This is a genomic window from Kocuria sp. ZOR0020, from assembly GCF_000800955.1.
Taxonomy (GTDB): Bacteria; Actinomycetota; Actinomycetes; order Actinomycetales; family Micrococcaceae; genus Kocuria; species Kocuria subflava.
The window spans coordinates 13,893-36,045 of the sequence record NZ_JROX01000047.1; the positions used below are offsets into that span (position 1 = coordinate 13,893).

Consider the following 22,153-nt stretch of genomic DNA (forward strand, 5'->3'; position numbering starts at 1 on the left):
CTGTGTGATGCCCGCCACGGCGGGTGCAAGAATCTAGGTATGAGCACCGGAAGCATGATGAACCCAGCCCCCTTGCCGGATGACAGCCAGGCCCACCAGCAGGCCAAGGCCAGTGAGGCTCTGACCGAGGACCAGTGCTGGGAGTACCTGGAGGCGGCGCGATTCGGGCGTCTGGCCACCATGGACGACCAGGAAATCGAGATCACCCCCATCAACTTTGTGGCCTCCAAACGGAAGCTGTACTTCCGCACTGCCCGCGGCGCCAAGCTCTTCCGCCTGACCCTGACCGGCAAGGTGGCACTGGAGATCGATCGGGTGGCCGGTGACACCGCCTGGTCCGTGATGGTGCGTGGCAGCGCCCGTCAGCTCACGGATTCTGCGGAGCTGGAGCACGCTCGGTCCCTGGATCTCAAGCCGTGGCTGGACACGGAGAAGATCGAGTTCGTGGAGATCGAACCCACCCGGGTCACCGGACGCAGCTTCCGCCTGGGCTGAGGTCCGCACTACGTCTGAGGCAGGCAGTCCCGCCTGGCTTGCCGGGGCTGATCCAACCCGGCACCCCGTTCACGGGCACGCGACTACCCTTGTTGCGTGTCCGTGAATCGCATCCTCTTGTACTACAGCCTCACTCCGCTTCCCGATCCGCAGGCCATAGCGCTGTGGCAACGGGAACTGTGCGAACGCCTGGGTTTGCGCGGCCGCATCCTGGTCTCCCTGGAGGGTCTCAACGGAACCGTGGGTGGTGAGGTCAACGCACTGAAGCAGTACGCCAAGATCACCCGTTCCTATCCGGGATTCCGGGGCATGGAACTGAAATGGTCGGATGGATCGGCCGGGGATTTCCCGCGCCTGTCCGTGAAGGTGCGTGATGAGCTGGTGGCATTCGGTGCACCCGGTCAGGTGACCGTGGACCAGAACGGTGTGGTGGGCGGTGGCACCCACATCTCCCCGCAGGAGCTGGACCACATGGCTGATTCCCGGGATGACCTGGTGTTCTTTGACGGCCGTAACGCCTGGGAAGCGCGGATCGGCAAGTTCAAGGACGCCGTGGTCCCGGAGGTGGAGACCACTCACGACTTTGTGACGGAACTGGATTCCGGCAAGTACGACCACCTCAAGGACAAACCTGTGGTCACCTACTGCACGGGTGGCATCCGCTGCGAGTTCCTCTCCGCCCTGATGATCCAGCGTGGTTTCCAGGAGGTCTACCAGCTGGACGGCGGAATCGTCCGCTACGGGGAGGCCCGCCAGGACTCGGGTTTGTGGGAGGGATCGCTGGCCGTTTTTGACGCCCGCGGCGCCATCGACTTCTCGCCGGAGGCTGCCGTGATCGGGACCTGCGACGTCTGCGGGAAGCCGGCCAACACCTTCGTCAACTGCAGTGACCCCACCTGCCATCACCGCCTCCTGGCCTGTGCCGAGCACGTCCGGATTCACGACGACGACGGCCTGCGCTGCCCCACCGGATGCCGTCCCGCCCACCCCGAGGTCAACGCATGAGAACCACTTCTGCCTTCAGCCAGGTGGCCGGAGCGCCCCGCTCTGATGACCTGAGTGCCATCCGCGCTTTCCGTGAAGTCCTGGAATCAGCGGATTTCACCGCCGACGGTGTTCGGCGCCATCTGGGTGACTCCGCGGTGGAGGCACTCAGCCGCGATCAAGCAGCACCGGCCCTGCTGGCTCTGGACCGGCACCGAAGTACAGGGACCTGGGACGGGGTCTGCGCACTGATTGAACTGTTCATCCTGGCCAGGTCGGTGAGTGTGCAGGAAGTCAAGCGTGTTCTGCCGCAGATCGAGCTTGACCAGTGGATGGACCTGGGCCTGGTGGAGGCCGTCTTGGGCCTGAGTTCTCCGGGGGAAGACACCGTCCAGGACGGTGGCCTGACGCAGAACGTCAGCCAGGGTTGGGTCCGCTCCGTGGTGGATCTTGATCTGCATGCCGCAGACAGCGGACTGGAGTTGTGGGTGGCTGCGGATCTGACCGCCTTCCAGCGCCCGGGTGCTGCACTGCGCCACGATTACGTGCTGGGCATCGGCGGAGCCTCCCTGACATTGGCACAGATCACGGAACGCCCACAGGTCCAGCGGGCTCTGGACATCGGCACCGGGTGTGGGGTCCAGCTCTTCCATCTTCTGCAGCATTGCCGCCACGTGGTGGCCACGGACCTATCCGAGCGTGCGCTGGCGTTCACCCGATTCAACCTGGTGCTCAATGCGCCGGCGCTGGGGTTGGATCCGGAGCATCTGGAAGACCGGGTGGAACTGCGGCAAGGGTCCCTGCTGGAGCCCGTGGCCGGTGACCAGTTCAACCTGGTGGTCACCAACCCGCCCTTCGTGATCACCCCGCGCTCACCAGGGGAGACGGAAGCAGAGCGGTACATCTACCGCGACGGCGGCCGCCCCGGGGACCGTCTGGTGGCGGATCTGGTGGGGCAGCTGGACACCGTGATGACCACAGGTGCGGTGGCGCATCTTCTGGCCAACTGGGAGGTCCCCGCCACGCGGCAAGAATTCGACGGGACGGGCAGCCAGAACGGCGCGAGCTTCCAGAACGGAGCCGGCGGCCAGGACGGGCAGGGTTGGCAGGACCGGGTGGCCGCGTGGATCCCGGAGGCACTGGATGCCTGGGTGATCCAACGCGAAACCCAGAGTCCGGAAACCTACGCCGAAACCTGGTTGCGGGATGCCTCCGAACACCTGGACCGTGACAGCTATGAGTCCGCGTATCGCGCCTACTTGGAGGACTTTGCCGCACGGAATGTGGCTGCCGTTGGTTTCGGCTACGTCCGGTTGCAGAAACCGGGGCGTTCCAGGCAGCGTCGTCGTCGTTTTGAGGAACTGACCCACCCATTCCAGCAGCCCATTGCCCCGGTCACGGCCGAGGCGGTGCAGCGTCAGGACGTCCTGGACGTACTGGGGCAACGCTGGACGGATCTGCATCTGGTGGTGCCGGAGCACGTGACCGAGGAGCGGCACCTGCGGCCGGGCGCTGCGGACCCCTCCGTGATCCTGCTGCGCCAAGGGGCAGGACTGCAGCGAACCAACGTGCTGACCTCCAACACGGCTGGACTGGTGGGGGCCTGTGACGGTGAGCTGTCCGTGCATCAGATCGTGACCGCACTGGGTGCCCTGTTGGGCTGGGAGCAACCGGCGGAAGAATCCGTGGAGGGCAAAGCCGTTCTGGAGGAGGCCCGCCACCTGTTGACGGACGGATTCCTTGCCCCGGATGACTGACACGGGGCTGACTGGGGGCTCGTGCGATGAAATAATGCCCGCATGAGCACCGAGAACCGATACCGCGAACTGACCCGTGATGAAGCCTGGGAACTGCTGGATTCGGAGCCTTTCGGGCGCCTGGCCGTGGTGGTCTCCGGAGTGGTGGACATTTTCCCCGTGAACTTTGTGGTCCACCAGCGCAAGCTGTGGTTTCGCACCGCGCAGGGTTCCAAGCTGGCCTCCCTGGTGATCAACAACCAGGTGGCCTTTGAAGCCGACCGCAAGGTGCGTCTGGATGACGAACACCAGGAAGTCACTTCCGTAGTGGTCCACGGACGCGCTCGCCGTATCGAGGACGGTCCTGAGTTCGAGATGGCCGAAGGTCTGAACCTGCGCCCCTGGATCCGTTCCTTCAAACCCTACTTTGTGGTGATCGAGCCTGAGCAGGTCTCCGGGCGCGCCTTCCCCGTCTCGGCCAACACCGCAACGGATTCCCCAGACCAGGACGACTGAATCACATCACCGCTTGTGGCCGCGGAACCTTGGAGGGTTCCGCGGCCTTTTGCTGTGCTGCACCGAGCCTGGCTCGGGTGCCTGATCCCGCCTTGCCTAGCCCGCGATCCCACCTTGAACAGTGCCCGATCCCGCGATCCACAGGGCTGGGCGCGCGGACGGCGCCCAATGTTCGTGCGGTTAAGGTGGGGAAGTTACGGTGTGAAGTCGGCAGAGACAACCGCGCAGAGGCGCTGAGGAGAGACTGTGGCCAACAAGAACACGGGAACAGGCAAGAGCCTGCTCATCGTGGAGTCCCCGTCCAAGGTCAAGACCATTGCGGGGTATTTGGGTGATGCCTATGAGGTGGATTCGTCCATGGGCCACATCCGTGATCTTCCGCAGCCCTCCGAGTTGCCCACGGAGATGAAGAAGGGCTCCTACGGCAAGTTCGCCGTGGACGTGGACTCCGGTTTTGACCCCTACTACGTGGTCAACCCGGACAAGAAGAAAAAGGTCACAGAGCTCAAGCGCAAGCTCAAGGAATGTGACGCCCTTTACCTGGCCACGGATGGTGACCGTGAAGGTGAGGCCATCGCCTGGCACCTGTACGAGGTCCTCAAGCCCAAGGTTCCCGTCTACCGGATCACCTTCCCGGAAATCACCCGGGAGGCCATTGAGCGCGCCTTTGGCGAGTTGCGGGACCTGGATCAGGACCTGGTGGACGCCCAGGAAACCCGGCGTGTGCTGGACCGCCTCTACGGTTACGAAATCTCTCCCGTGCTGTGGCGCAAGGTCTCCTCCGGACTTTCTGCAGGCCGTGTTCAGTCCGTGGCCACCCGCATGGTGGTTCAGCGCGAACGCGAGCGCATGGCGTTTGTCTCCGCCGACTACTGGGATCTCAATGGCCAGTTCACGTGCACCACGGGCCCGGATGCCGGTTCCACCTTTGGCGCCCGGTTGGTCACCGTGGACGGCAAAAAGGTTGCCGGGGGCAAGGATTTCAACGACGACGGCGCCCTGAAGAAGCCCGGCACACTGGTCCACCTGGGCGAGCAGGAAGCCACCTCCTTGGCCAAGGGCTTGGCAGAGGCCGCCTTCACGGTCGTGTCCCAAGAGACCAAGCCCTACGTCTCCCGTCCCAAGGCCCCGTTCACCACGTCCACGTTGCAGCAGGACGCCGCCCGCAAACTGCACTTCTCCGCACGTTCCACCATGCAGGTGGCGCAGCGGTTGTACGAAAACGGCTACATCACTTACATGCGTACGGACTCCGTGGCCCTGTCCACGCAGGCCGTCACGGCAGCGCGGCGCCAGGTCAAGGAGCTGTGGGGGGCGGACTACGTTCCGGATTCCCCGCGCACCTATGCCTCCAAGTCCAAGAACGCCCAGGAGGCGCACGAGGCCATCCGCCCCGCCGGGGACTCCTTCCGCACACCGGACCAGGTGCGCAAGTCCCTGTCTGCCGATGAGTTCAAGCTCTACGAGCTGATCTGGCAGCGCACCGTGGCCTCCCAGATGGCTGATGCCAAGGGTTTCACTGCCACGGTCCGGTTGGGCGCCACCGCAACGGATGGCCGCGCCGCCGAATTCACGGCCTCCGGCACCGTGATCACCTTCCCGGGTTTCCTCTCCGCATACCAGGAAGCCAAGGACACCTCCAAGGACTCGCAGGATTCTGGCAAGGCTACGGACAAGCGCCTGCCGCAGATGGAAGAGGGCGATGCCCTGGAGGCCGCAGAGGTCACCGCGGACGGTCACTCCACCCGTCCTCCGGCCCGCTACACGGAAGCCTCCCTGGTGGCGGCCATGGACGAGATGGGCATTGGCCGACCCTCCACCTACGCGGCTGTGATTTCCACGATCGTGGACCGCGGCTACGTCAAGGTCCGCGGCACCGCACTGATCCCGTCCTGGACGGCGTTCTCCGTGGTCCGTCTGCTGGAAGAACACTTCTCCGACTACGTGGACTATGACTTCACCGCAGAGATGGAAGAAGGCCTGGACCGGATCTCTCGCGGTGAGGAGGACCGTCAGGAGTGGCTGCAGCGCTTTTACTTCGGAGAGGACGGCTCGGAGAACGGTCTCAAGCCGATCGTGGATGACCTGGGGGACATTGACGCCCGGGCGCTGAACTCCATCAAGCTCACCGAGGACGTCACCCTGCGTGTGGGTAAGTACGGGCCCTACCTGGAATCAGGGGGATCGGTGGATGCCGAAACCGGTGAGGTCACGGATCCGGTGCGCGCCAACGTTCCCGAATCCCTGGCCCCGGACGAGCTGACGCCGGAGAAGGTCACCGAGCTCATGGAGATTGGCCGGGCCGATGGCCGTGAACTGGGCTCGGACCCCCAGACCGGGAGCACCATTGTGGTCAAGGACGGCCGCTACGGCCCCTACGTTTCAGAGGTCATTCCTGAACCCACTCAGGAAGAGCTGGATGCCATTCCCACCGAGTACTACAAGAACGGCAACCCCAAGCCCAAGAAGATCGAGAAACCCAAGCCGCGGACGGCGTCGTTGTTCCAGTCCATGGACATGCAGGAACTGACCCTGGACGATGCCCTGAAGCTGCTGTCCCTGCCCCGCGAAGTGGGTGAGGACAAGGACGGGGAGATGATCACTTCCCAGAACGGGCGCTACGGGCCGTATCTCAAGAAGGGCTCGGACTCACGCTCGCTGAGCACAGAAGATCAGATCTTCGGCATCACGCTGGAGGAAGCCCAGCGGATCTACGCACTGCCCAAGCAGCGCGGCCGCGGTGCCGCCAAGCCGCCACTGAAGGACCTGGGCACGGATCCCATCACGGAGCGGCCCATGATCATCAAGGAAGGCCGGTTCGGCGAGTACATCACCGATGGCGAAACCAATGTGACCGTGCCGCGTTCAGAAACCGTGGAGCAGATGACCCCGGAGCGGGCCAGCCAGCTGCTCTCGGAGAAGCGCGCCAAGGGACCGGCTCCCAAGAAGACGGGGCGGGCGTCGTCGTCGCGGGCCAAGTCCGCGAGCCCGGGGACTCGCAAGAAGGCGGGAACCACCACCCGTAAGCGATCCACGGCTGCGGCCAAGTAGGCTCGGAACCATGCGCTTGGGAGTCCTGGACGTCGGGTCCAACACCGTTCACCTGCTGCTGCTGGATGTGTATCCGGGCTCCCAACCGGTGCCCTACGCAGCCCACAAAACGGATCTGCGGTTGGTGCGGTACCTGGATGCTGCGGGCAACATCAGTGCGGAGGGCCGGGATGCCCTGACCTCCTTTGTCACCGAGGCCCGAGATTTTGCCGCGGAGAACGACGCCGAGGACCTCCTGGCCTTTGCCACCTCCGCCATCCGCGAGGCCGGCAACGGTGGCGAGGTCCTGGAGCACGTGCAGTCACGCTCCGGTGTGAACCTGATCGAGATCTCAGGCGACCAAGAGGCTGCCGTGACCTTCTCCGCAGTACGCCGATGGTTCGGGTGGAGTGCTGGGCGGATTCTTGACCTGGACATCGGTGGCGGTTCCTTTGAAATGGCCATCGGGGACAACGGGTTGCCGGCTGCTGCCGTGTCCGTGCCGTTGGGGGCGGCGCGTCTGACCCGCCGGTTCATCCACGGGGAGGCCGCACTGCCCTCGGAAACCAAGCGCCTCCGGCAGCACGTGACCCGTCTGTTGACCCCTGCCGTGGAGACCATCTCCGCCGTGGGAACCCCAACGTTGACGGCTGGGACCTCCAAGTCTTTCCGCTCTCTGGCCCGGATCTGCGGTGCAGCACCCAAGGGCGAGGGGCCCTACGTTCCGCGGCCCATGCACCTTGAGGACCTGCGCCTGTGGACCCGACGCATGGAGGCCATGACCGCCTCCGAACGCGCGGAATTGCCCGGGGTCTCCGTCAACCGTGCCGCACAGATGTTGGCGGCAGGCATTGTGGCTGAGTCGGCCATGTCCATGTTGGGGGTGGAGACCGTGCAGATCTGCCCGTGGGCATTGCGTGAAGGTGTGATCCTGCGACGCCTGGACCGTTTGCACGTGGACCCGGATGTGGTGCTGAACCGCCCGTCAGAGATCATCGGGCGGGTGAGCTGACATGGCTGAGTCGGCTGCACAAGATCCTGGCCCCAACCCTGTTGCCGGTGCATCGGGGGAGTCCGCCGGGCCCACCCCGCACGTGGCGCTGTCCACCAGCTGCCTGTTCCTGGCAGAGCCCCCGGAGACCTTCCGGGTGGCTTCAGAACTTGGCTATGACTCCGTGGAGGTGCTGGTCACCCACCAGCGCATGACCCAGCTGACCCATCAGCTGTTGGATGCTTCCCAGAAGTACCAGATGCCCATTTCCGCCATCCACGCGCCCACGCTGTTCTTCACCCAGCAGGTGTGGGGCAGACCATGGACCAAGATCCAGATGGCCGCCAAGATGGTGGAACAGGTGGGCGCGGACGTGGTGGTGGCCCACCCGCCCTTTGCCTGGCAACCCAAGTACGGGCGTTCCTTTGTGGAAGGCGTGCACAAACTCTTTGACATGACCGGCGTGAAGATTGCCGTGGAGAACATGTACCCGTGGCGGGTGGGTGGGCGCGAAATGCAGATGTACCGCCCCCACTGGGATCCCCGGAAGTTCGACTACGACTGGGTCACCTGGGACTTCTCCCACGCCTCGATCGCCAAGGTCAACTCCTTGGAGGCCGTCCGGGAGCTGCGTTCGCGACTGGGCCACATCCACTTGACGGACGGCAACGACGGCGGCACCTCCGATGAACACCTGATCCCCGGCCAAGGCCAACAGCCGGTGGCAGAGACCTTGCGCTACCTGGCCGATCACGACTGGCAAGGCGTTCTGGGCGTGGAGATCAACACCCGTTCCGCCAAGTCCGAAGACCACCGGGACGCCATGATGGCGGAGTCCTTGGACTTTGCCCGGACCCATTTCCGCAAGAGCTCGGAAGCCTGACGGTCAGGACGGCCCCCGCGTGACGTGCGTTTGTGAAAGGACCGTTCCATGACTGACACATCAGCCCCGGCGGAGACCGCTGACGCAACGGCTCCTGTGATCGCCTTCTTGGGCACCGGCTCCATGAACGGCTCCATCCTGCGCGGGGTGCTGGCCTCCGGGGTTTCCGCGGACAGGATGCGGGCCACCACGCGCTCGGAGGAATCCGCACAGAAGCTGGCGGAGGAAACCGGTGTGCAGGTGTTCGCCTCGGATGCGGATGCAGCAGCCAACACGCGTGCCGTGGATGGCGCCGACGTGGTGCTGCTGGGGGTCAAGCCCTACGCCATCCTGGAACTGTGTGATGAGATCTCAGAGGCCTTGAGCCCAGGAACTGTGGTGGTTTCTGTGGCAGCAGGCATCACGCTGGCCGCCATGGCTGATCATCTGCCCCAAGGACAGCCGATCGTGCGGAGCATGCCCAACACGCCGTCCTCCGTGGGGCGCGGTGTGCTCTCCGTGACGGGAGGCGAGCACACATCGCAGGAGCAACTGGACACAGTGTCCGGTGTTCTCTCCCAGGTGGGCACCGTGGTGAACGTCCCGGAGGAGCAGATCCGTGCCGTGACCGGGGTTTCCGGTTCCGGACCTGCCTATGTGTTCCTGCTGGCCGAGATGATGCAGAAGGCCGGCCAGAAGCTGGGCCTGGACCCGGAGGTGGCCCGTGTCCTGGCCAAGGAGACGGTCAGCGGCGCCGGGGTGCTGCTCTCCCCGGAGGACGCCGACTCCGAGGCCCTGCGCAAAGCCGTGACCAGTCCCAACGGCACCACGGAACAGGCCATCAACACCTTCCTGGACGGAGGGATCGAGCAGCTGGTGGCCGATGCCGTGGCGGCATCGGCCAATAGGGGAGATGCCATGGAGCAGGAGTTCTGCGGCTGACCCCCACCCCCACCCCCTGCCGAGACCTCCGTTACAGCCCACATTTGCCTGATTTTCGGGTCATAACGGAGGTCTCGACCTTTCTGTTGGCTGGGTCCAGCAACCGGTGTGATGGGCACTGGTACCAGTCCGCGAGTTGCGATCGTGATTGACTGTCAATGATGTTGCTCTGATGGTCAGGGGGAAGTGGCGTGACTAGTTTTGGTGGAGACCCATACTTGAACAGTCGGATTGACTTGGATGAGCCCTGGGAGCCACCAAGTTTCGGTGACATTTTTATTGGCCGCATCGTGCTCGATATTTTCACCTATGGGCTTCCGTTGATCGCCCTCGGACTCTTGTTGCCTTTCCTCCTACCTCTTGAGCGCTTGGGTTTTCTTGTGTGCGCGGGGCTGGTGGTTGCCCTAGTCCTGGTACAAACTCTGGTCGGCTCGTTGGTTTTTGCTCACTTCACTCGGGTGCAGCGGCATCCGAGTCCCGGCGGCGTGGGCCTCCTTCTGGTTGATCTGGTTATCGCTGCCGCATCGGGCGTTTTGGTGGGTGGATTACTGGCCACACCGGGCGCGTGGAATGGTCCATGGGCCTTTTCTCTCGGAGCACTCGCGCTATTTGTTGCTGTAGGTCATGCCCTGTTGTGGGACAAGCAGTGGAAACAAGGGATGGCCCACGCGCAGATTCGACGCAAGGTTTCAGAAACTCAAGCGATGACCGATGAGTTTCTGCGCGAGAATCGGAAGTGACTCATCAGCACGGAGGCGTTCCACCCGCCCCGAGACCTCCGATAAGGCCCACATTCGCGTGATATTCGGGTCATAACGGAGGTCTCGGTGACGGGCGGTAGAAACTCAATGGCGACTCCGTGGTTCAGAGATGGCGGATGGGGTGTAGGTGCCACAGGTGGCGATCTCCCGCCACCGCCCGCTCGGTGTCTGGGCCATCAGAATCACTCCCACCACAAGGTGCGGGGTGCCCAAGACCAACCACAGTCCGGGTCCTTCCAGGGTGAGCCCCAGCGCAAAACACAGGTACGTGGACACGTGGAACCCACCGTGGACACCCACCGCCGCCCACACGGAACGAAACCTGATGGCCAGAGCCGCCGCACTGACGGAGAAGCCGAACGGGATCCAGAGGTAGATCAGGTGCTCCACTGCAGATTCCTGCCCGCCTTGGGAGCTCAGGTGCGGCACGGCGAACGCCGCGGCAGCAATGAACACCGCCGCCCTGGGCGATTTGTTCAGGGTTTGCAACAGGTAGCCGCGGAACAGTACTTCCTCCCCGATGCCCTGCAGCACGAAAGCCTGCCCAAGCAGCAGAACCAGCAACGCAAGGTCGGGGTATTCCAGGAATGAGTCAGCCGCCTGGGCGGCGTCGCGGCCCAGGCCCAGGACATCTGCCACCACCGTGCCTCCGACACCCACCAGCAGGGCCACCAGCACTCCAACCCCCATGCCCGTCAGGCCGTGGACGGTGACCTTCAAACCCAGGGCCGCAGCAGGACGGCGGTCCACCCAGCGCACCAGAAGGATCGAAACCACCAGATATGCCGTCAACGCGATGCCAAAGGCAGCCACGAGTGTGACGGCACCCCACAGTGTGGGTTGGTCGGCTGCATGGCGCACTGCAGGTAGCTGCAACGCCAGCAAAGGGCTGGCAGCCAGAGGCATGAACACCACCACCGGGATCAGTACCCGTGCCCACGCAGGCAGGCGCGGCGGGTGGTTGCGGGGATGAACGGGGGAGGTGGTCACGTTGCTCCTCGTATTCCGGTGGTCTCACCGTCCACGGTAGAGAGGCCCGGTCGGCGCCACCTCAGCCGATGGTGCCGACTTGTCTCCTCACAACGGGGGAGACCATCCCCAGCGGGGCAGTGCGTCAGCCGCGATCAAAGAACGCTTGCAGCTCAGGAGTCCAGTCCTTCAAGGATATGGACCAGCAGCTCCACTCATGACCTTCGGTGCACTCACCGACAGGAGTGTCGGCGCCGTCGTCGTTGAGTTGCGCGTATGTACGTTCGGTGACCTGCGCACCGGAGGACGTGGCTGCCTGCGCAAACTCCTGTGACGTCTCCTGCAGCTGAGCCTCGTAATAATCCCCGGAGCCCGAGTACACCCACAGGGGCTTGCCTGCCAGGGACTCCGTGTTCAGGGAGGGGTCCTGGTCATCCCAATTGGCCTGGGTGGTGCGCTGGCAGTCTCCGAACAGATCTGGCCGCACCTCCGCGTAGGTCATGGCCCCGAACCCACCAGCGGAGGCCCCTGCCACGGCGCGACCGGAGGGGGAGTTGATGGTGGGGAACGTGGCATCCACCCACGGGATCATCTGATCCAGGTGGAAGGTACGCCAGGCACGGGGCTCATCACTGGGCACGGTCCAGTCCGTGTATCAGCCGTACCAACCGTCATCCAGTGCCACCACAATCGCGTTCAAACCGGTGGTGGCATCCTCCACGGAGGCTTCGTCGTACCAACCGGAAGGAGATTCACCCTCGGCGGTGCCGGTGAGCAGATACAGCACGGGGTACTTCTGTGAAGGGTCGTAACCCTCCGGCAAGGTGACCATCACGGTGGGGCCGTCTGTGGTCTCGGGCGTGGCCACCAGGGGTGTTGAGAGGGAGTACAAGGTCGTGCGTTCGCTCAAGGCCTCCTGGCCGGTGATGTCCAACGGACCAGAACTGGGAACTGCGGCCGGAGGTACCGCGGTGGCTGCCGGCTCCGGGCTGTCCGCGGCGGAGCCCACCGCAACCTTTTCCTCAAGACGCTGCTCATAGCCGCGCACCCGGTCCCAGTTGAGGACCAGCGCCAACAGGAGAAGGACTGCGGCCAGCGCAACGGACACCACCAGTACCTGACGTGATCGAGCGGACATGCCGAACTCCCTTGCAAACCTGCTTGCCGACGCAGGCTTGGCACCGAAGCCGGTGTTGACCTACGGTCGGGCGGCGAAGCGTTCGATCAACTGAGTGTGCCCGGCAACGATCAGCGTATCCCTGGATGTCACGGTGGTCCCCGGTGTGGCGTAACTGAATTCTTCACCGGGGGATTTCACACCCACCACGGTGACCCCGTACTTGGCCCGGACATCCGATTCGGCCAGCGTGAAGCCCTGGGTTTCACGGGGTGGGTGCATCTTGACGATGGCAAAGTCGTCGTCGAACTCCATGTAGTCCAGTAGCCGCCCGGAGACCAGGTGGGCGGTGCGGCGTCCGGCGTCGGCCTCCGGGAAGATCACGTGATGGGCACCGATCCGGGAGAGGATCTTGCCGTGGGACTTGCTGATGGCCTTGGCCCAGATCCGCTCCACACCCAGGTCCACCAGGTTGGCGGTGATCAGCACGGATGACTCCACGGAGGTGCCCACACCCACCACGGCGTGGCGGAACTCGGCCGCTCCGAGCTGCCGGAGGGCATCAATGTCCGTGGCCTCGGCCTGAACGATGTGCGTCATGTGCCCCACCAGTTTCTGCACCAGGGACGGATCACGTTCAACGCCCATGACCTCCCGGCCCTGGTTGACCAGCTGCAGGGCGGTGGCCGTGCCGAACCGGCCCATGCCGATCACCAGCACGGGAACTTCATGGGACTTGCTGTGACGATCACCCAATGATGGGCCTCTCTTCCGGGTACTGGTACAACCTACGCCGTGACCGCAGTGCCAGGGCCGTGGCCACCGTGGTGGTTCCGATGCGCCCCACCAACATCACCACCACCAGGACTCCCTTGCCTGCGGCCCCCATTTCCGCGGAGAGCCCGGTGGACAGGCCGCAGGTGGCGTAGGCGGAGATCACCTCGAACGCCACACGGTCCAGCGGCTGCCCGGAGATGGCCAGCAGCAGCCCGGAAGCCACCAGAACAATGGTGGCCCCCATGGCAATCACGGAGATGGCAATACGCAGCACGGATTCGGGGACGGTGCGGTGGAAGGCGATCACATGCCGCTCACCGCGGGCTTCGGCCAGGATGGCCAGTACGACGACGGCCAGAGTGGTCACCTTGATGCCGCCGCCTGTGGAAGCGGGAGCACCACCAGCGAACATGAGGGCATCCGTGAGCAGCAGGGTGACCGGTTCCACCTGGCTCATGTCCACCAGGTTGAATCCACCCGAACGCATCATGGTGGAGGCAAAGAACCCTTGGAAGATCTTGTGACCGGCTGATTCGTTTTGGATGGTGGCGGAGTTGTTCCACTCGAACGCCGTCCACAGCACCCACCCCACAAAGGTCAGGATGAACGTGGTGACCACGGTGAGCTTGGTGTTGAGGTTCCAGCGGGAGAACTTCAACCATCCCACCTGCCGCAGCACCAGGATCACGGGAAAGCCCAAGGAACCCAACAGCACCCCCAGGGTGATGGGGAACAGGATCAGCCACGTGTGCGCAGCGGTGTCGAAGTACGGGACCAGACCGTCCGAGTGCGGCGTGAACCCACCGTTGTTGAAAGCCGAGATGGAGTAGAAGACCCCGTGCCACAAGGCTGTGGCGGGATTTTCACCGGCCACCAGGAAGCCGATGGTCAAGATCAGTGCCAGGGTGCCTTCGATCACCACGGAGGTGATGGCCACGGTGCGCAGCAGCGAGCCGACTTCACCGAGCCGGCCCACGTTCAGGGCTTCCTGCGTGATCAGCTTGGAGCGCAGCCCCAGCTGGCGGCCGATGGCCATGGCCAGGATGGAGGTCATGGTCAGGGTGCCCAGGCCGCCGATCTGGATGGCGAACAGGATGATGACCTGCCCGGTCAGCGACCAGTGCTCCGCGGTGGGCACCACGGTCAGGCCGGTCACCGTCACGGCGGAGGTGGCGGTGAACAGGGCGTCTGTGAAGCTGGTGGCACGCTCTCCTTGGGAGGAGGCCGGAAGCCACAGCAGCAGGGTGAAGACCACGACGACGCCTGCGAACACCAGCACGGCCAGTCGTGCCGGTGAGGACTGGGCCAGACGATCCACCAGATCGCGGGTAGCACCCAGCGCGCCACGTACTCGTGTGGTTTCTGCGGAGGGGACGCGGGCCCCCAGGGTTTGTGGCACCTGGGCTCCTTGGAGGATGTGGGGGTGTGGCCGTGGTGGTGGTCACCGGGTGGTGCGCACCGATTGGCGTGGTCCGGATGACGTGCACCGGATGGTGTCACCGGTGCCTGCCACCGGATCGTGTGACGATACGGGTGACAGTATGACCCCAGGATGAGGGCATGGGAGTCGGATGTGGCCTGCATGTGACTGCTTTTGGCCTGCATGTGACCGGTTCTGGCCTGCGAGTGACCGGTTCTGGCCTGCGAGTGACCAGGCAAGCGCGTCAACTGTGTGCAGAACTGGGAACTTTGTCACATCAAAGGTGGCTCGGATGGTCTAATAAAGGTGTGATCCAGCCAACAGTAGCCTCGCAGCCCACTCGGCTCTTCTGGAGCCCACAGTTGCTGAACTATGACTTCGGCTCATACCACCCCATGCACCCCTCCAGGCTTGATGCCACGTGGCGCCTGGTCCAGGAGTACGGCTTGGATCGTCGGGATTCGGTGACTGTGGAGGTCCCGGAGGTGGCTGAGGATGACCACTTGAGGTTGGCGCACACGGCGGATTACGTGACCGCGGTGCGTGAGGTCAGCCAGGACCCCACACTGTCCCGCCCGGACAGCGGTTTGGGTACTGAGGACACCCCTGGTTACGCCGGAATCCATGAGGCCTCCGCCAGATTGGCCGGTGGTTCTTTCCAGGGTGCACAAGCCATCTTGGACGGGACGGTGGTCCGGGCGGTGAATTTTGGTGGTGGCATGCACCATGCGTTTGCGGACAAGGCCAGTGGTTTCTGTGTCTACAACGACTGCGCTGTAGCCATTCAGCATCTGCTGAACAACGGCGTCAAACGGGTGCTGTACTTGGATGTGGACGGTCACCACGGGGACGGCACGCAGTCCATCTTTTTTGACAACCCGAACGTGATGACCATTTCCATCCACGAATCCGGGACCACGCTGTTCCCGGGTACGGGGTTTGCCAATGAGATCGGCACCGGGGAAGCCATGGGCACCTCCGTGAACATCGCCATGCCGCCCACGGCGGAGGATGCCCAATGGTTGCGCGCCTATCACGCTGTGGTGCCGGCGTTGGTTGAGCAGTTCCGCCCGGAGGTGATCGTCTCCCAGCACGGTTGTGACTCCCACCTGTCCGACCCCCTCACGCACTTGCGCGTCAGCATTGACGGTCAGCGGGAGATCATGTTGAACGTGGCGGAGATGGCAGACCGGTTCTGTGAGGGCCGATGGATCGCCACCGGCGGTGGCGGTTACGACTGCTACGACGTCGTCCCCCGGTCCTGGTCCCACCTGGTGGCGGTGGTCAGTGGCAAACCATTGCCCGTGACCACTCCGATCCCGCCCACCTGGCGGGACTATGTGAAAGAGAACTACGGCGGCAAGCCCCAGGAGTACATGGGGGACCGGGTGGATCTGTGGTGGCGGTCCTGGGAGGTCGGATTCGATCCCGACGACGACACCGACCGTGTGGTCATGGCCACCCGCCGTGAAGTGTTCCCCCAGTGGGGTTTGGACCCCTGGTACGACTGACACCCCGGATGCCGTTGAGTCGCCCCTGACGAGTGGGTGCGGCCGATAGTCTGGCCATGATGTCATCTGAGATTTTTGCGGTGTTGGCCGATCCCACGCGTCGTGCCCTGTTGGTGGCCCTCTCCACGGGTGAGCGCCCGGTGGGGGATCTGGTGGAGGAGGTTGGTGCCTCCCAGCCCACGGTCTCCAAACATCTGCGTATTCTGCGCGAAGCCGCACTGGTTGAGCAGCGTGCGGACGGTCAGCGCCGCCTGTACCGGGTCAATGCCGCAGGTTTGGAGCCCATCCGGCAGTGGCTGCAGCAGTTCGCAGCACTCACGGCAGCTGACCAGGTCAACCAAACAGGCTCGAATCCGGTTCAGACACGGGTGGTTCCGCGCCCATCAAGCGCGGTTTCAGGCCAGAGAGGTGCGCTTTCAGACCAGACAGGTTCAGTTCCACGCGAGGCAGAAGCCGGCCCGTCCAAGGTTGTTCTCCAGCCTGACGGGGCACCTCACACGCCGTCCGTGCCGGTGCTTGATCCCCACGTGGTGCTCCAGTCTGATGAGCAACCGCGCAGCAGGGGTTTGTTGGCGCAGGTTCTGCGTCGTCGTCGTGGACGATCCGGGTGAAACGGACACGCAAAGTCACCCGTGTGACGCTCCTGCGGCAGCAGGCCTGAGCCCTCAACTGTCCCCCGGGCGGCTGGTCTGCCAGACTGCTGGGGGTGCATCGGCGGGTCACGCGCTCGATTGCCCCACCCTGATTCAGAGCTGACCCCCACGAAAGGTGTCTGAGGTGGACGAAAAACTGCAGCCAGTGCGCGATGCCGTTCTCAAGCGCAACCCCGGTGAGAAGGAGTTCATCCAGGCGGTGGACGAGGTCCTGGAATCTTTGGGCCCGGTGGTCTCGCGGCGTCCGGAGCTGTTGGATGCCTCCGTGATCGAGCGGATTTGCGAGCCCGAGCGTCAGATCATCTTCCGTGTGCCGTGGGTTGATGATGCCGGCAAGGTGCAGATCAACCGTGGTTTCCGGGTCGAGTTCAACTCCGCCCTCGGCCCGTACAAGGGCGGGCTGCGTTTCCACCCCTCGGTGTACCTGGGCATCATCAAGTTCCTGGGCTTTGAGCAGATCTTCAAGAACTCCCTGACCGGCATGCCGATTGGCGGCGGCAAGGGTGGTTCCGACTTCAGCCCGGCCGGGCGCTCGGATGAGGAAGTCATGCGCTTCTGCCAGTCCTTCATGACCGAGCTCTACCGCCACATCGGGGAGTACACGGACGTTCCCGCCGGTGACATCGGCGTGGGTGGGCGTGAAATCGGTTACCTGTTCGGCCAGTACAAGCGCATCACCAACCGCTACGAATCCGGTGTGTTGACCGGCAAGGGTCTGTCCTGGGGTGGCTCCCTGGTGCGCACGGAGGCCACGGGTTACGGCACCGTCATGTTCGTCCAGGACATGCTGGCCTCCCGCAATGACACCTTGGACGGCAAGACTGTCTCCGTTTCCGGTTCCGGCAATGTGGCCATCTACGCGACCGAATTGGCGCAGCGGTTCGGAGCCAACGTGGTCACCGCCTCTGACTCCAGCGGCTACGTGCACGATCCCAAGGGCATTGATCTTGATCTGCTCAAGCAGATCAAGGATGTGGAGCGCGGGCGCATCAACGAATACGTCGAGCGCCGTGGCGGCTCCGCCAAGTTCATCCCCTCCGGCAAGGGCTCCGTGTGGGAGGTCTCCACCGACGTCGCCCTGCCCTGTGCCACGCAGAACGAGCTGCACGGCAAGGACGCCAAGGCGCTGCTGAGCAACGGTGTGGTGGCAGTGGCTGAAGGTGCCAACATGCCCACCACGGCTGAGGCCACCCGGTTGTTCCAGAACGCAGACGTGCTCTTTGCCCCGGGCAAGGCGGCCAACGCAGGTGGCGTGGCCACGTCAGCACTGGAAATGCAGCAGAACGCTTCCCGTGACTCGTGGGGCTTTGACTACACCTATGACCGCCTGCGCGAAATCATGCGCGGCATCCACGACAACTGTGCTGCAAGTGCTGAGGACTACGGTTTGCCCGGGAACTACGTTGCAGGTGCAAATATTTCGGGATTCATGAAGGTGGCTGACGCAATGCTTGCGCAGGGAGTCATCTGATTGCTGCGATGCACGTAGGCTAAAGGGCATGGCCACGCATAGAAGAGTCCTCCAATGGTTGGAGAACGAGCTGTTTGACGGGAACCTGGTACTGGGTCAGCAACTCCCGTCGGACAAGGATCTCGCCTCAGTTCTGGGCGTGAACCGTGGCACCATGCGTGAAGCCCTCAAGATCCTGGAAGCGCAGGGTGTCTTGCGGCTGTATGAAGGCAGCCGCAAGACCATCCTGCCCATGTTGGTGCGGGAGCCCGCGGCCTCTGCGGGCCCCGCTCTCCAGTTGCACATGGCCACCGCGGACTACCCGTTACGGGACATTGTGCAGACGCGTGTCCTGCTGGAAACCTGGGCGCTGACCAACGCGGATCACCGTTCCCCGGCCATGGCGGAATTGCGGACTCTGCTGCGTGAAATGGGGCGGGATGACATCTCCCTCAAGGAGTTCCACCACCTCTACGTGAGCTTCCACATCGCCCTGGTGAAATCCGCGGACAACACCTTGGTGGCAGCCTTGATGTCCGCGCTGCGGGATTCGATCTACGAATACACCATGGCGCTGGTGGGCCACGTTCCGCTGTGGTCCAAAACCGTGGACCGGATCCGTGCCGAGCACCAGGCGATTTTCTCCGCCGTGCTGGCCGGGGACAACACCTTGGCTGCGCGTCTGGTGGAGGAACACATCGAGTACCAGTACGTGGAGGCCGGGGTGGACCCCGAGCGCGCCCCGCGTACCGACGGCATGGAGACCGTTGGTCCCACCACAGGGCCGCTGGCCTCCGGGCGCGTGTGGTCCAACGGTGCGCAACCTGCGGATTCCACGGCGGAGCAGAGCCCGGTCAAGGAGGCCGTTGCCCTGCAGGTGGCCCGCAACTCCGGGCACGACGTCGACACCCCCGGTGATTCCGCAGCAGTTCAGTCATTACCTGCTGACGATGACATCCCGGAGGATTTCGCTGCCGGGCGGGATGAACGCCGAACCGGCTGAGGGCGGTGAGACCCCCGAATAACGCCGTTGCAGCCGAAACGGGTAGACTTCCGGGGAACCAATCTTCGAAAGGTCCATTCGGTGGCCTTTCGGTTCCACCCGGTGAACCGCCGTCGTGAGCCGTTTGAGCTCATGAAGACGCACGTGACACTGCCATGGCGGGCCGGGCCGACCAGACACAAGTGAGGATCGTCTATGGGCTCCGTCATCAAGAAGCGCCGCAAGCGTATGTCCAAGAAGAAGCACCGCAAGTTGCTTCGCAAGACCCGCCACCAGCGCCGCAACAAGAAGTGATCTTGGGCGCAGATCTGTTGTGGGTCTGCGCTTCCCGCTACAGCCGGTGAAAGCCGTGGGTGGGACACTCCTGAAGAGTGTCCCACCCACGGCTTTTGCGCTGCCGGTTTAGGTGCGGCTTGAGTGCGGCTGAGGGCCGGGTTGGCGTGCAGCACGCAAAAGACAGCGCCGGTACGCAAACAGCCGCTTGAAGCCGAGTTTCTTGGTCATGTGCGTACCGGCGCTGCCCTCCTAACTGCTGGCTGGAGGCCCCTGGTGGCCTCTGGCGGCAGATGCGCACCGGGTCAGGGCGGCTGGTTAGGATGCTGGGCATGAACTCACCAGCGGATCCTGTGCCCTCACCCATTGGCTCGGTCCCCGTTCAGCTCATCACGACGCCGGGCTGCCACCTGTGCATTGACGGCTTGGCTGTGGTGGAACGTGTGGCGGGGGAGCACGGCGTGGACTGGGCGGAGTTGCTGCTGTCCAGCCTGCCGGAAGGCTCAGAGCGGGATCGCTGGTCCGTGGAAGTTCCCGTGCTGCTGATTGACGGCGTGCAACGGGACTTCTGGCAGATCGATCCGCGCAGACTCACGCGGCTGCTGCGTGAACGCAACCAAGGCTGAAGCCACGGCTGGTGAGCCGCCGGACGTGCGCACACGGATCACGTGCGCGGCTTGTCCGACACGTAGAGCGTGATGGTTCCCTCCACCACCACAACGCCATCGGTGCGCATGGCTCTGACCTTCACGGGTACGTCTCCGCCGGCATCCCAGTGCCCGGGATCCGATTCGGCAACGCACAGCAGGTCCGTGTGGGCCTTGGCGGGGTAGGACAGTTCCATGCCTCGTGGAATCCAGCGCTTGGTCTCCGGCACGGTGGCCTCCGCCAGAAGACCCATGGCCGCCTCCAACCCGTTGGCCACTGCAATCACGTGAAACGTGCCGATGTGGTTCTGCACTGCCCGGCGCTTGCGGATGCTGAGCTCGGCATGGTTTGGCCGGACCTCACGCACCTGCGGACGCACCGTCCAGAAGTACGGGGCGAACTGGGCGAAAGCCACACTGAAGATCTTTTTGCCCAGGGGCTTGGAGCTCAAGCGCTGGTACTTCCTGTACGTCTCTGTCATGTGATCCACGATACGTCCCTGGAGGGGCCCGGCCCTGACGCGGGTTCGGGCAGGGCGGCGAGGTCTGGGAGAATGACCCTCATGTCTTCACTCAACGCGCCGTCCTCGGCAACCGTGCACCTGTTGCGCCACGGACAGGTTCACAATCCGGATCGCATTGTCTACGGACGTCTGCCGGATTTTCACCTCTCCGATCTTGGGCACCAGATGGCTGAAGTTGCCGGTCAGGCCCTGGCGCAGCGGCGTGAGCAGGGTGCCAAGTTGGTGTATCTGGCGGCCTCACCCCTGACGCGGACGTTGGAAACTGCGGCTCCGGTCTCCCGTGAGCTGGAGTTGGAGATCCACCCGGATGAACGACTGATCGAGCCCAAGAACCACTTTGAGGGCTTGCACGTCAACGGCAGCCAGCTGGCCCGGGTGGCCCACTGGCCGTACATGGTCAACCCCCTGCGCCCTTCCTGGGGTGAGACCTACCGCAGCCAGGTGGCGCGCATGGCGGAAGTGGTGGTGGAAGCTGCCCGGCGTGCCGTGGAGATCGGCGGTGATGGCGCTGAGGCCGTTCTGGTGTCCCACCAGCTGCCCATCTGGATGGCGCGTCGCTCCGCAGAGGGCAAGTTCCTGCCGCATGATCCCCGCGCCCGCCAGTGCAATTTGGCATCTTTGACGTCCATGGTTTTTGACGACGTCCACGCCGGGCTGCCGCCGCGTGTGGTCTACAGCGAACCCGCTGCCCACCTTTACCCAGGAATCAACCAGCTTCCGGGTTCATGATACCCTTGAAACCCCCCTGCCGATCTTTCAGGTGATGTTGCTGTGCCACGCACTTCCCCGCGTTCTGCGGGTGTTCCGTCCTCAACCGGTGTGCCTTCTTCCACAGGCGTGTCCGCTGACTCCGGCGACTCTCCCGCGTCGTCGTCGTGGCGGCTGAGCCGACGCGCTGTTCTGACCACTGCGGGTGCGGGGTTGACCGCTGTGGTGCTGGCTGCGTGCACCCCGGAGGAGGAGAACCTCACCGAGCAGGCGAATGCAGGTGGGGACACCGGCTACATTGCCGGGGACGGCTCCGTGACCGAGTACGCCGCTTCCGACCGTGGTGAGCCGGTGGAGTTCACGGGCACGCTGTTTGACGGCACGGAGGTCACTGCCCAGGACCTGCGCGGAAAACCCGCGTTGTTGAACTTCTGGTACGCGGGATGCGCCCCGTGCCGCAAGGAAGCCCCGGACCTGGTGGAGATGGCCCATGAACACGACGGTGACATCACCTTCTACGGGGTCAACGTCCGTGATGAACAGGCCACGGCGGAGGCCTTTGAGCGGACCTTTGAGATCCCCTACCCGTCCTTTGAGGACCGCGACGGCGGCGTCCTCCTGGCGTTGTCCACGTTCGTCCCACCGCAGGCTGTTCCCACCACGATCATCTTGGATGCCGAAGGGCGGGTGGCCTCACGCGTGCTGGGCATTGCGGAGCCGTCCATTCTGAAGGCACTGCTGGATGACGTGGTGAGCGCGTGACGGACGGCAATCAGTTCGCCTC

The 22,153-nt window shown here is 63.9% G+C and carries 23 protein-coding genes; 17 read left to right on the top strand and 6 right to left on the bottom strand.

Going from position 1 to position 22,153, the window contains the following annotated elements:
* Positions 1-39 precede the first annotated feature (39 nt).
* The 9 genes from L979_RS03270 (at position 40) to L979_RS03310 (ending at position 10,296) form a co-directional block, all read left to right on the top strand.
* Positions 40-495: a pyridoxamine 5'-phosphate oxidase family protein gene (locus tag L979_RS03270; RefSeq protein WP_047689172.1), complete on the top strand. Its 456-nt coding sequence runs from the start codon at positions 40-42 to the stop codon at positions 493-495.
* Positions 496-591: 96 nt separating this feature from the next.
* Entirely contained in the window at positions 592-1,500 is a 909-nt protein-coding gene (locus tag L979_RS03275) for a rhodanese-related sulfurtransferase (protein ID WP_047689174.1), read from the top strand.
* Complete coding sequence (locus L979_RS03280) at positions 1,497-3,236, top strand: methyltransferase (protein WP_047689177.1); 1,740 nt, start codon at positions 1,497-1,499, stop codon at positions 3,234-3,236. Before L979_RS03275 ends, L979_RS03280 begins: the two co-directional genes overlap by 4 nt.
* Before the next feature lie 42 nt (positions 3,237-3,278).
* Entirely contained in the window at positions 3,279-3,731 is a 453-nt protein-coding gene (locus tag L979_RS03285) for a pyridoxamine 5'-phosphate oxidase family protein (protein WP_047689180.1), read from the top strand.
* A 246-nt stretch (positions 3,732-3,977) separates the two neighbouring features.
* Positions 3,978-6,782: a type I DNA topoisomerase gene (topA, locus tag L979_RS03290; RefSeq protein ID WP_047689182.1), complete on the top strand. Its 2,805-nt coding sequence runs from the start codon at positions 3,978-3,980 to the stop codon at positions 6,780-6,782.
* A gap of 10 nt (positions 6,783-6,792) precedes the next feature.
* Positions 6,793-7,773 (top strand): exopolyphosphatase, encoded by a 981-nt coding sequence (locus L979_RS03295; RefSeq protein WP_047689184.1) that lies wholly within the window; start codon positions 6,793-6,795, stop codon positions 7,771-7,773.
* A 1-nt stretch (position 7,774) separates the two neighbouring features.
* Complete coding sequence (locus L979_RS03300) at positions 7,775-8,635, top strand: sugar phosphate isomerase/epimerase (RefSeq protein ID WP_081993683.1); 861 nt, start codon at positions 7,775-7,777, stop codon at positions 8,633-8,635.
* Positions 8,636-8,683: 48 nt separating this feature from the next.
* A complete protein-coding gene (gene proC / locus L979_RS03305) occupies positions 8,684-9,556 on the top strand; it encodes a pyrroline-5-carboxylate reductase (RefSeq protein WP_052209414.1) in 873 nt (290 codons plus the stop codon).
* A gap of 218 nt (positions 9,557-9,774) precedes the next feature.
* Positions 9,775-10,296, top strand: coding sequence for a hypothetical protein (locus L979_RS03310; RefSeq protein ID WP_156125354.1), 522 nt, complete (start codon positions 9,775-9,777; stop codon positions 10,294-10,296).
* A 105-nt stretch (positions 10,297-10,401) separates the two neighbouring features.
* Here the strand turns inward: L979_RS03310 and L979_RS03315 are convergent, their stop codons facing one another.
* From L979_RS03315 to L979_RS03330, 5 genes are all read right to left on the bottom strand, one after another.
* A complete protein-coding gene (locus tag L979_RS03315; protein WP_047689189.1) occupies positions 10,402-11,307 on the bottom strand; it encodes a CPBP family intramembrane glutamic endopeptidase in 906 nt (301 codons plus the stop codon).
* A 124-nt stretch (positions 11,308-11,431) separates the two neighbouring features.
* A complete protein-coding gene (locus tag L979_RS17040; protein WP_052209415.1) occupies positions 11,432-11,926 on the bottom strand; it encodes an alpha/beta hydrolase-fold protein in 495 nt (164 codons plus the stop codon).
* Positions 11,927-11,941: 15 nt separating this feature from the next.
* Complete coding sequence (locus tag L979_RS17045) at positions 11,942-12,424, bottom strand: alpha/beta hydrolase-fold protein (protein WP_052209416.1); 483 nt, start codon at positions 12,422-12,424, stop codon at positions 11,942-11,944.
* Between the two features lie 60 nt (positions 12,425-12,484).
* Positions 12,485-13,159, bottom strand: coding sequence for a TrkA family potassium uptake protein (locus L979_RS03325; protein ID WP_255349590.1), 675 nt, complete (start codon positions 13,157-13,159; stop codon positions 12,485-12,487).
* Positions 13,152-14,579 carry a potassium transporter TrkG gene (locus tag L979_RS03330; RefSeq protein WP_047689193.1) on the bottom strand — a complete coding sequence of 476 codons (1,428 nt, stop codon included), beginning with the start codon at positions 14,577-14,579 and terminating at the stop codon, positions 13,152-13,154. The genes L979_RS03325 and L979_RS03330 overlap by 8 nt, the downstream gene beginning before the upstream one ends.
* Positions 14,580-14,962: 383 nt before the next feature.
* Between L979_RS03330 and L979_RS03335 the strand changes: the two genes are divergently transcribed.
* The 6 genes from L979_RS03335 (at position 14,963) to L979_RS03355 (ending at position 20,116) form a co-directional block, all read left to right on the top strand.
* Positions 14,963-16,111 carry an acetoin utilization protein AcuC gene (locus L979_RS03335; RefSeq protein WP_369792964.1) on the top strand — a complete coding sequence of 383 codons (1,149 nt, stop codon included), beginning with the start codon at positions 14,963-14,965 and terminating at the stop codon, positions 16,109-16,111.
* A gap of 56 nt (positions 16,112-16,167) precedes the next feature.
* On the top strand, positions 16,168-16,722 hold the full coding sequence (locus L979_RS14325) for a helix-turn-helix transcriptional regulator (protein WP_119933194.1): 555 nt from the start codon (positions 16,168-16,170) through the stop codon (positions 16,720-16,722).
* A gap of 166 nt (positions 16,723-16,888) precedes the next feature.
* Complete coding sequence (gdhA, locus tag L979_RS03345; RefSeq protein ID WP_047689197.1) at positions 16,889-18,235, top strand: NADP-specific glutamate dehydrogenase; 1,347 nt, start codon at positions 16,889-16,891, stop codon at positions 18,233-18,235.
* Positions 18,236-18,263: 28 nt separating this feature from the next.
* The gene (locus tag L979_RS03350) at positions 18,264-19,217 is read left to right on the top strand and encodes a FadR/GntR family transcriptional regulator (RefSeq protein ID WP_081993689.1); all 954 of its coding nucleotides are present in this window, start codon (positions 18,264-18,266) and stop codon (positions 19,215-19,217) included.
* 195 nt (positions 19,218-19,412) lie between these two features.
* The gene (locus L979_RS14925) at positions 19,413-19,511 is read left to right on the top strand and encodes a 30S ribosomal protein bS22 (protein WP_005504750.1); all 99 of its coding nucleotides are present in this window, start codon (positions 19,413-19,415) and stop codon (positions 19,509-19,511) included.
* 311 nt (positions 19,512-19,822) lie between these two features.
* Entirely contained in the window at positions 19,823-20,116 is a 294-nt protein-coding gene (locus L979_RS03355; RefSeq protein WP_052209419.1) for a glutaredoxin family protein, read from the top strand.
* Between the two features lie 38 nt (positions 20,117-20,154).
* Here L979_RS03355 and L979_RS03360 read toward each other — a convergent pair whose 3' ends face one another.
* The gene (locus L979_RS03360) at positions 20,155-20,619 is read right to left on the bottom strand and encodes a hotdog fold domain-containing protein (protein ID WP_047689245.1); all 465 of its coding nucleotides are present in this window, start codon (positions 20,617-20,619) and stop codon (positions 20,155-20,157) included.
* 81 nt (positions 20,620-20,700) lie between these two features.
* Here L979_RS03360 and L979_RS03365 point away from each other — a divergent pair, with 81 nt between their 5' ends.
* Together L979_RS03365 and L979_RS03370 are read left to right on the top strand one after the other, a co-directional pair.
* The gene (locus L979_RS03365; RefSeq protein ID WP_047689200.1) at positions 20,701-21,390 is read left to right on the top strand and encodes a histidine phosphatase family protein; all 690 of its coding nucleotides are present in this window, start codon (positions 20,701-20,703) and stop codon (positions 21,388-21,390) included.
* Positions 21,391-21,498: 108 nt separating this feature from the next.
* Positions 21,499-22,131, top strand: coding sequence for a TlpA disulfide reductase family protein (locus L979_RS03370; protein ID WP_047689247.1), 633 nt, complete (start codon positions 21,499-21,501; stop codon positions 22,129-22,131).
* The last annotated feature ends 22 nt before the right edge of the window (positions 22,132-22,153 follow it).

Excerpts from the sequence above, each read along its gene's own strand:
- L979_RS03270 (WP_047689172.1), top strand. The coding sequence starts at position 40 with ATGAGCACCGGAAGCATGATGAACCCAGCCCCCTTGCCGGATGACAGC.
- L979_RS03280 (WP_047689177.1), top strand. The coding sequence starts at position 1,497 with ATGAGAACCACTTCTGCCTTCAGCCAGGTGGCCGGAGCGCCCCGCTCT.
- L979_RS03285 (WP_047689180.1), top strand. The coding sequence starts at position 3,279 with ATGAGCACCGAGAACCGATACCGCGAACTGACCCGTGATGAAGCCTGG.
- L979_RS03295 (WP_047689184.1), top strand. The coding sequence starts at position 6,793 with ATGCGCTTGGGAGTCCTGGACGTCGGGTCCAACACCGTTCACCTGCTG.
- L979_RS03300 (WP_081993683.1), top strand. The coding sequence starts at position 7,775 with ATGGCTGAGTCGGCTGCACAAGATCCTGGCCCCAACCCTGTTGCCGGT.
- proC (WP_052209414.1), top strand. The coding sequence starts at position 8,684 with ATGACTGACACATCAGCCCCGGCGGAGACCGCTGACGCAACGGCTCCT.
- L979_RS17045 (WP_052209416.1), bottom strand. The coding sequence starts at position 12,424 with ATGTCCGCTCGATCACGTCAGGTACTGGTGGTGTCCGTTGCGCTGGCC.
- L979_RS14325 (WP_119933194.1), top strand. The coding sequence starts at position 16,168 with ATGATGTCATCTGAGATTTTTGCGGTGTTGGCCGATCCCACGCGTCGT.
- L979_RS03350 (WP_081993689.1), top strand. The coding sequence starts at position 18,264 with ATGGCCACGCATAGAAGAGTCCTCCAATGGTTGGAGAACGAGCTGTTT.
- L979_RS14925 (WP_005504750.1), top strand. The coding sequence starts at position 19,413 with ATGGGCTCCGTCATCAAGAAGCGCCGCAAGCGTATGTCCAAGAAGAAG.
- L979_RS03355 (WP_052209419.1), top strand. The coding sequence starts at position 19,823 with ATGAACTCACCAGCGGATCCTGTGCCCTCACCCATTGGCTCGGTCCCC.
- L979_RS03360 (WP_047689245.1), bottom strand. The coding sequence starts at position 20,619 with ATGACAGAGACGTACAGGAAGTACCAGCGCTTGAGCTCCAAGCCCCTG.
- L979_RS03365 (WP_047689200.1), top strand. The coding sequence starts at position 20,701 with ATGTCTTCACTCAACGCGCCGTCCTCGGCAACCGTGCACCTGTTGCGC.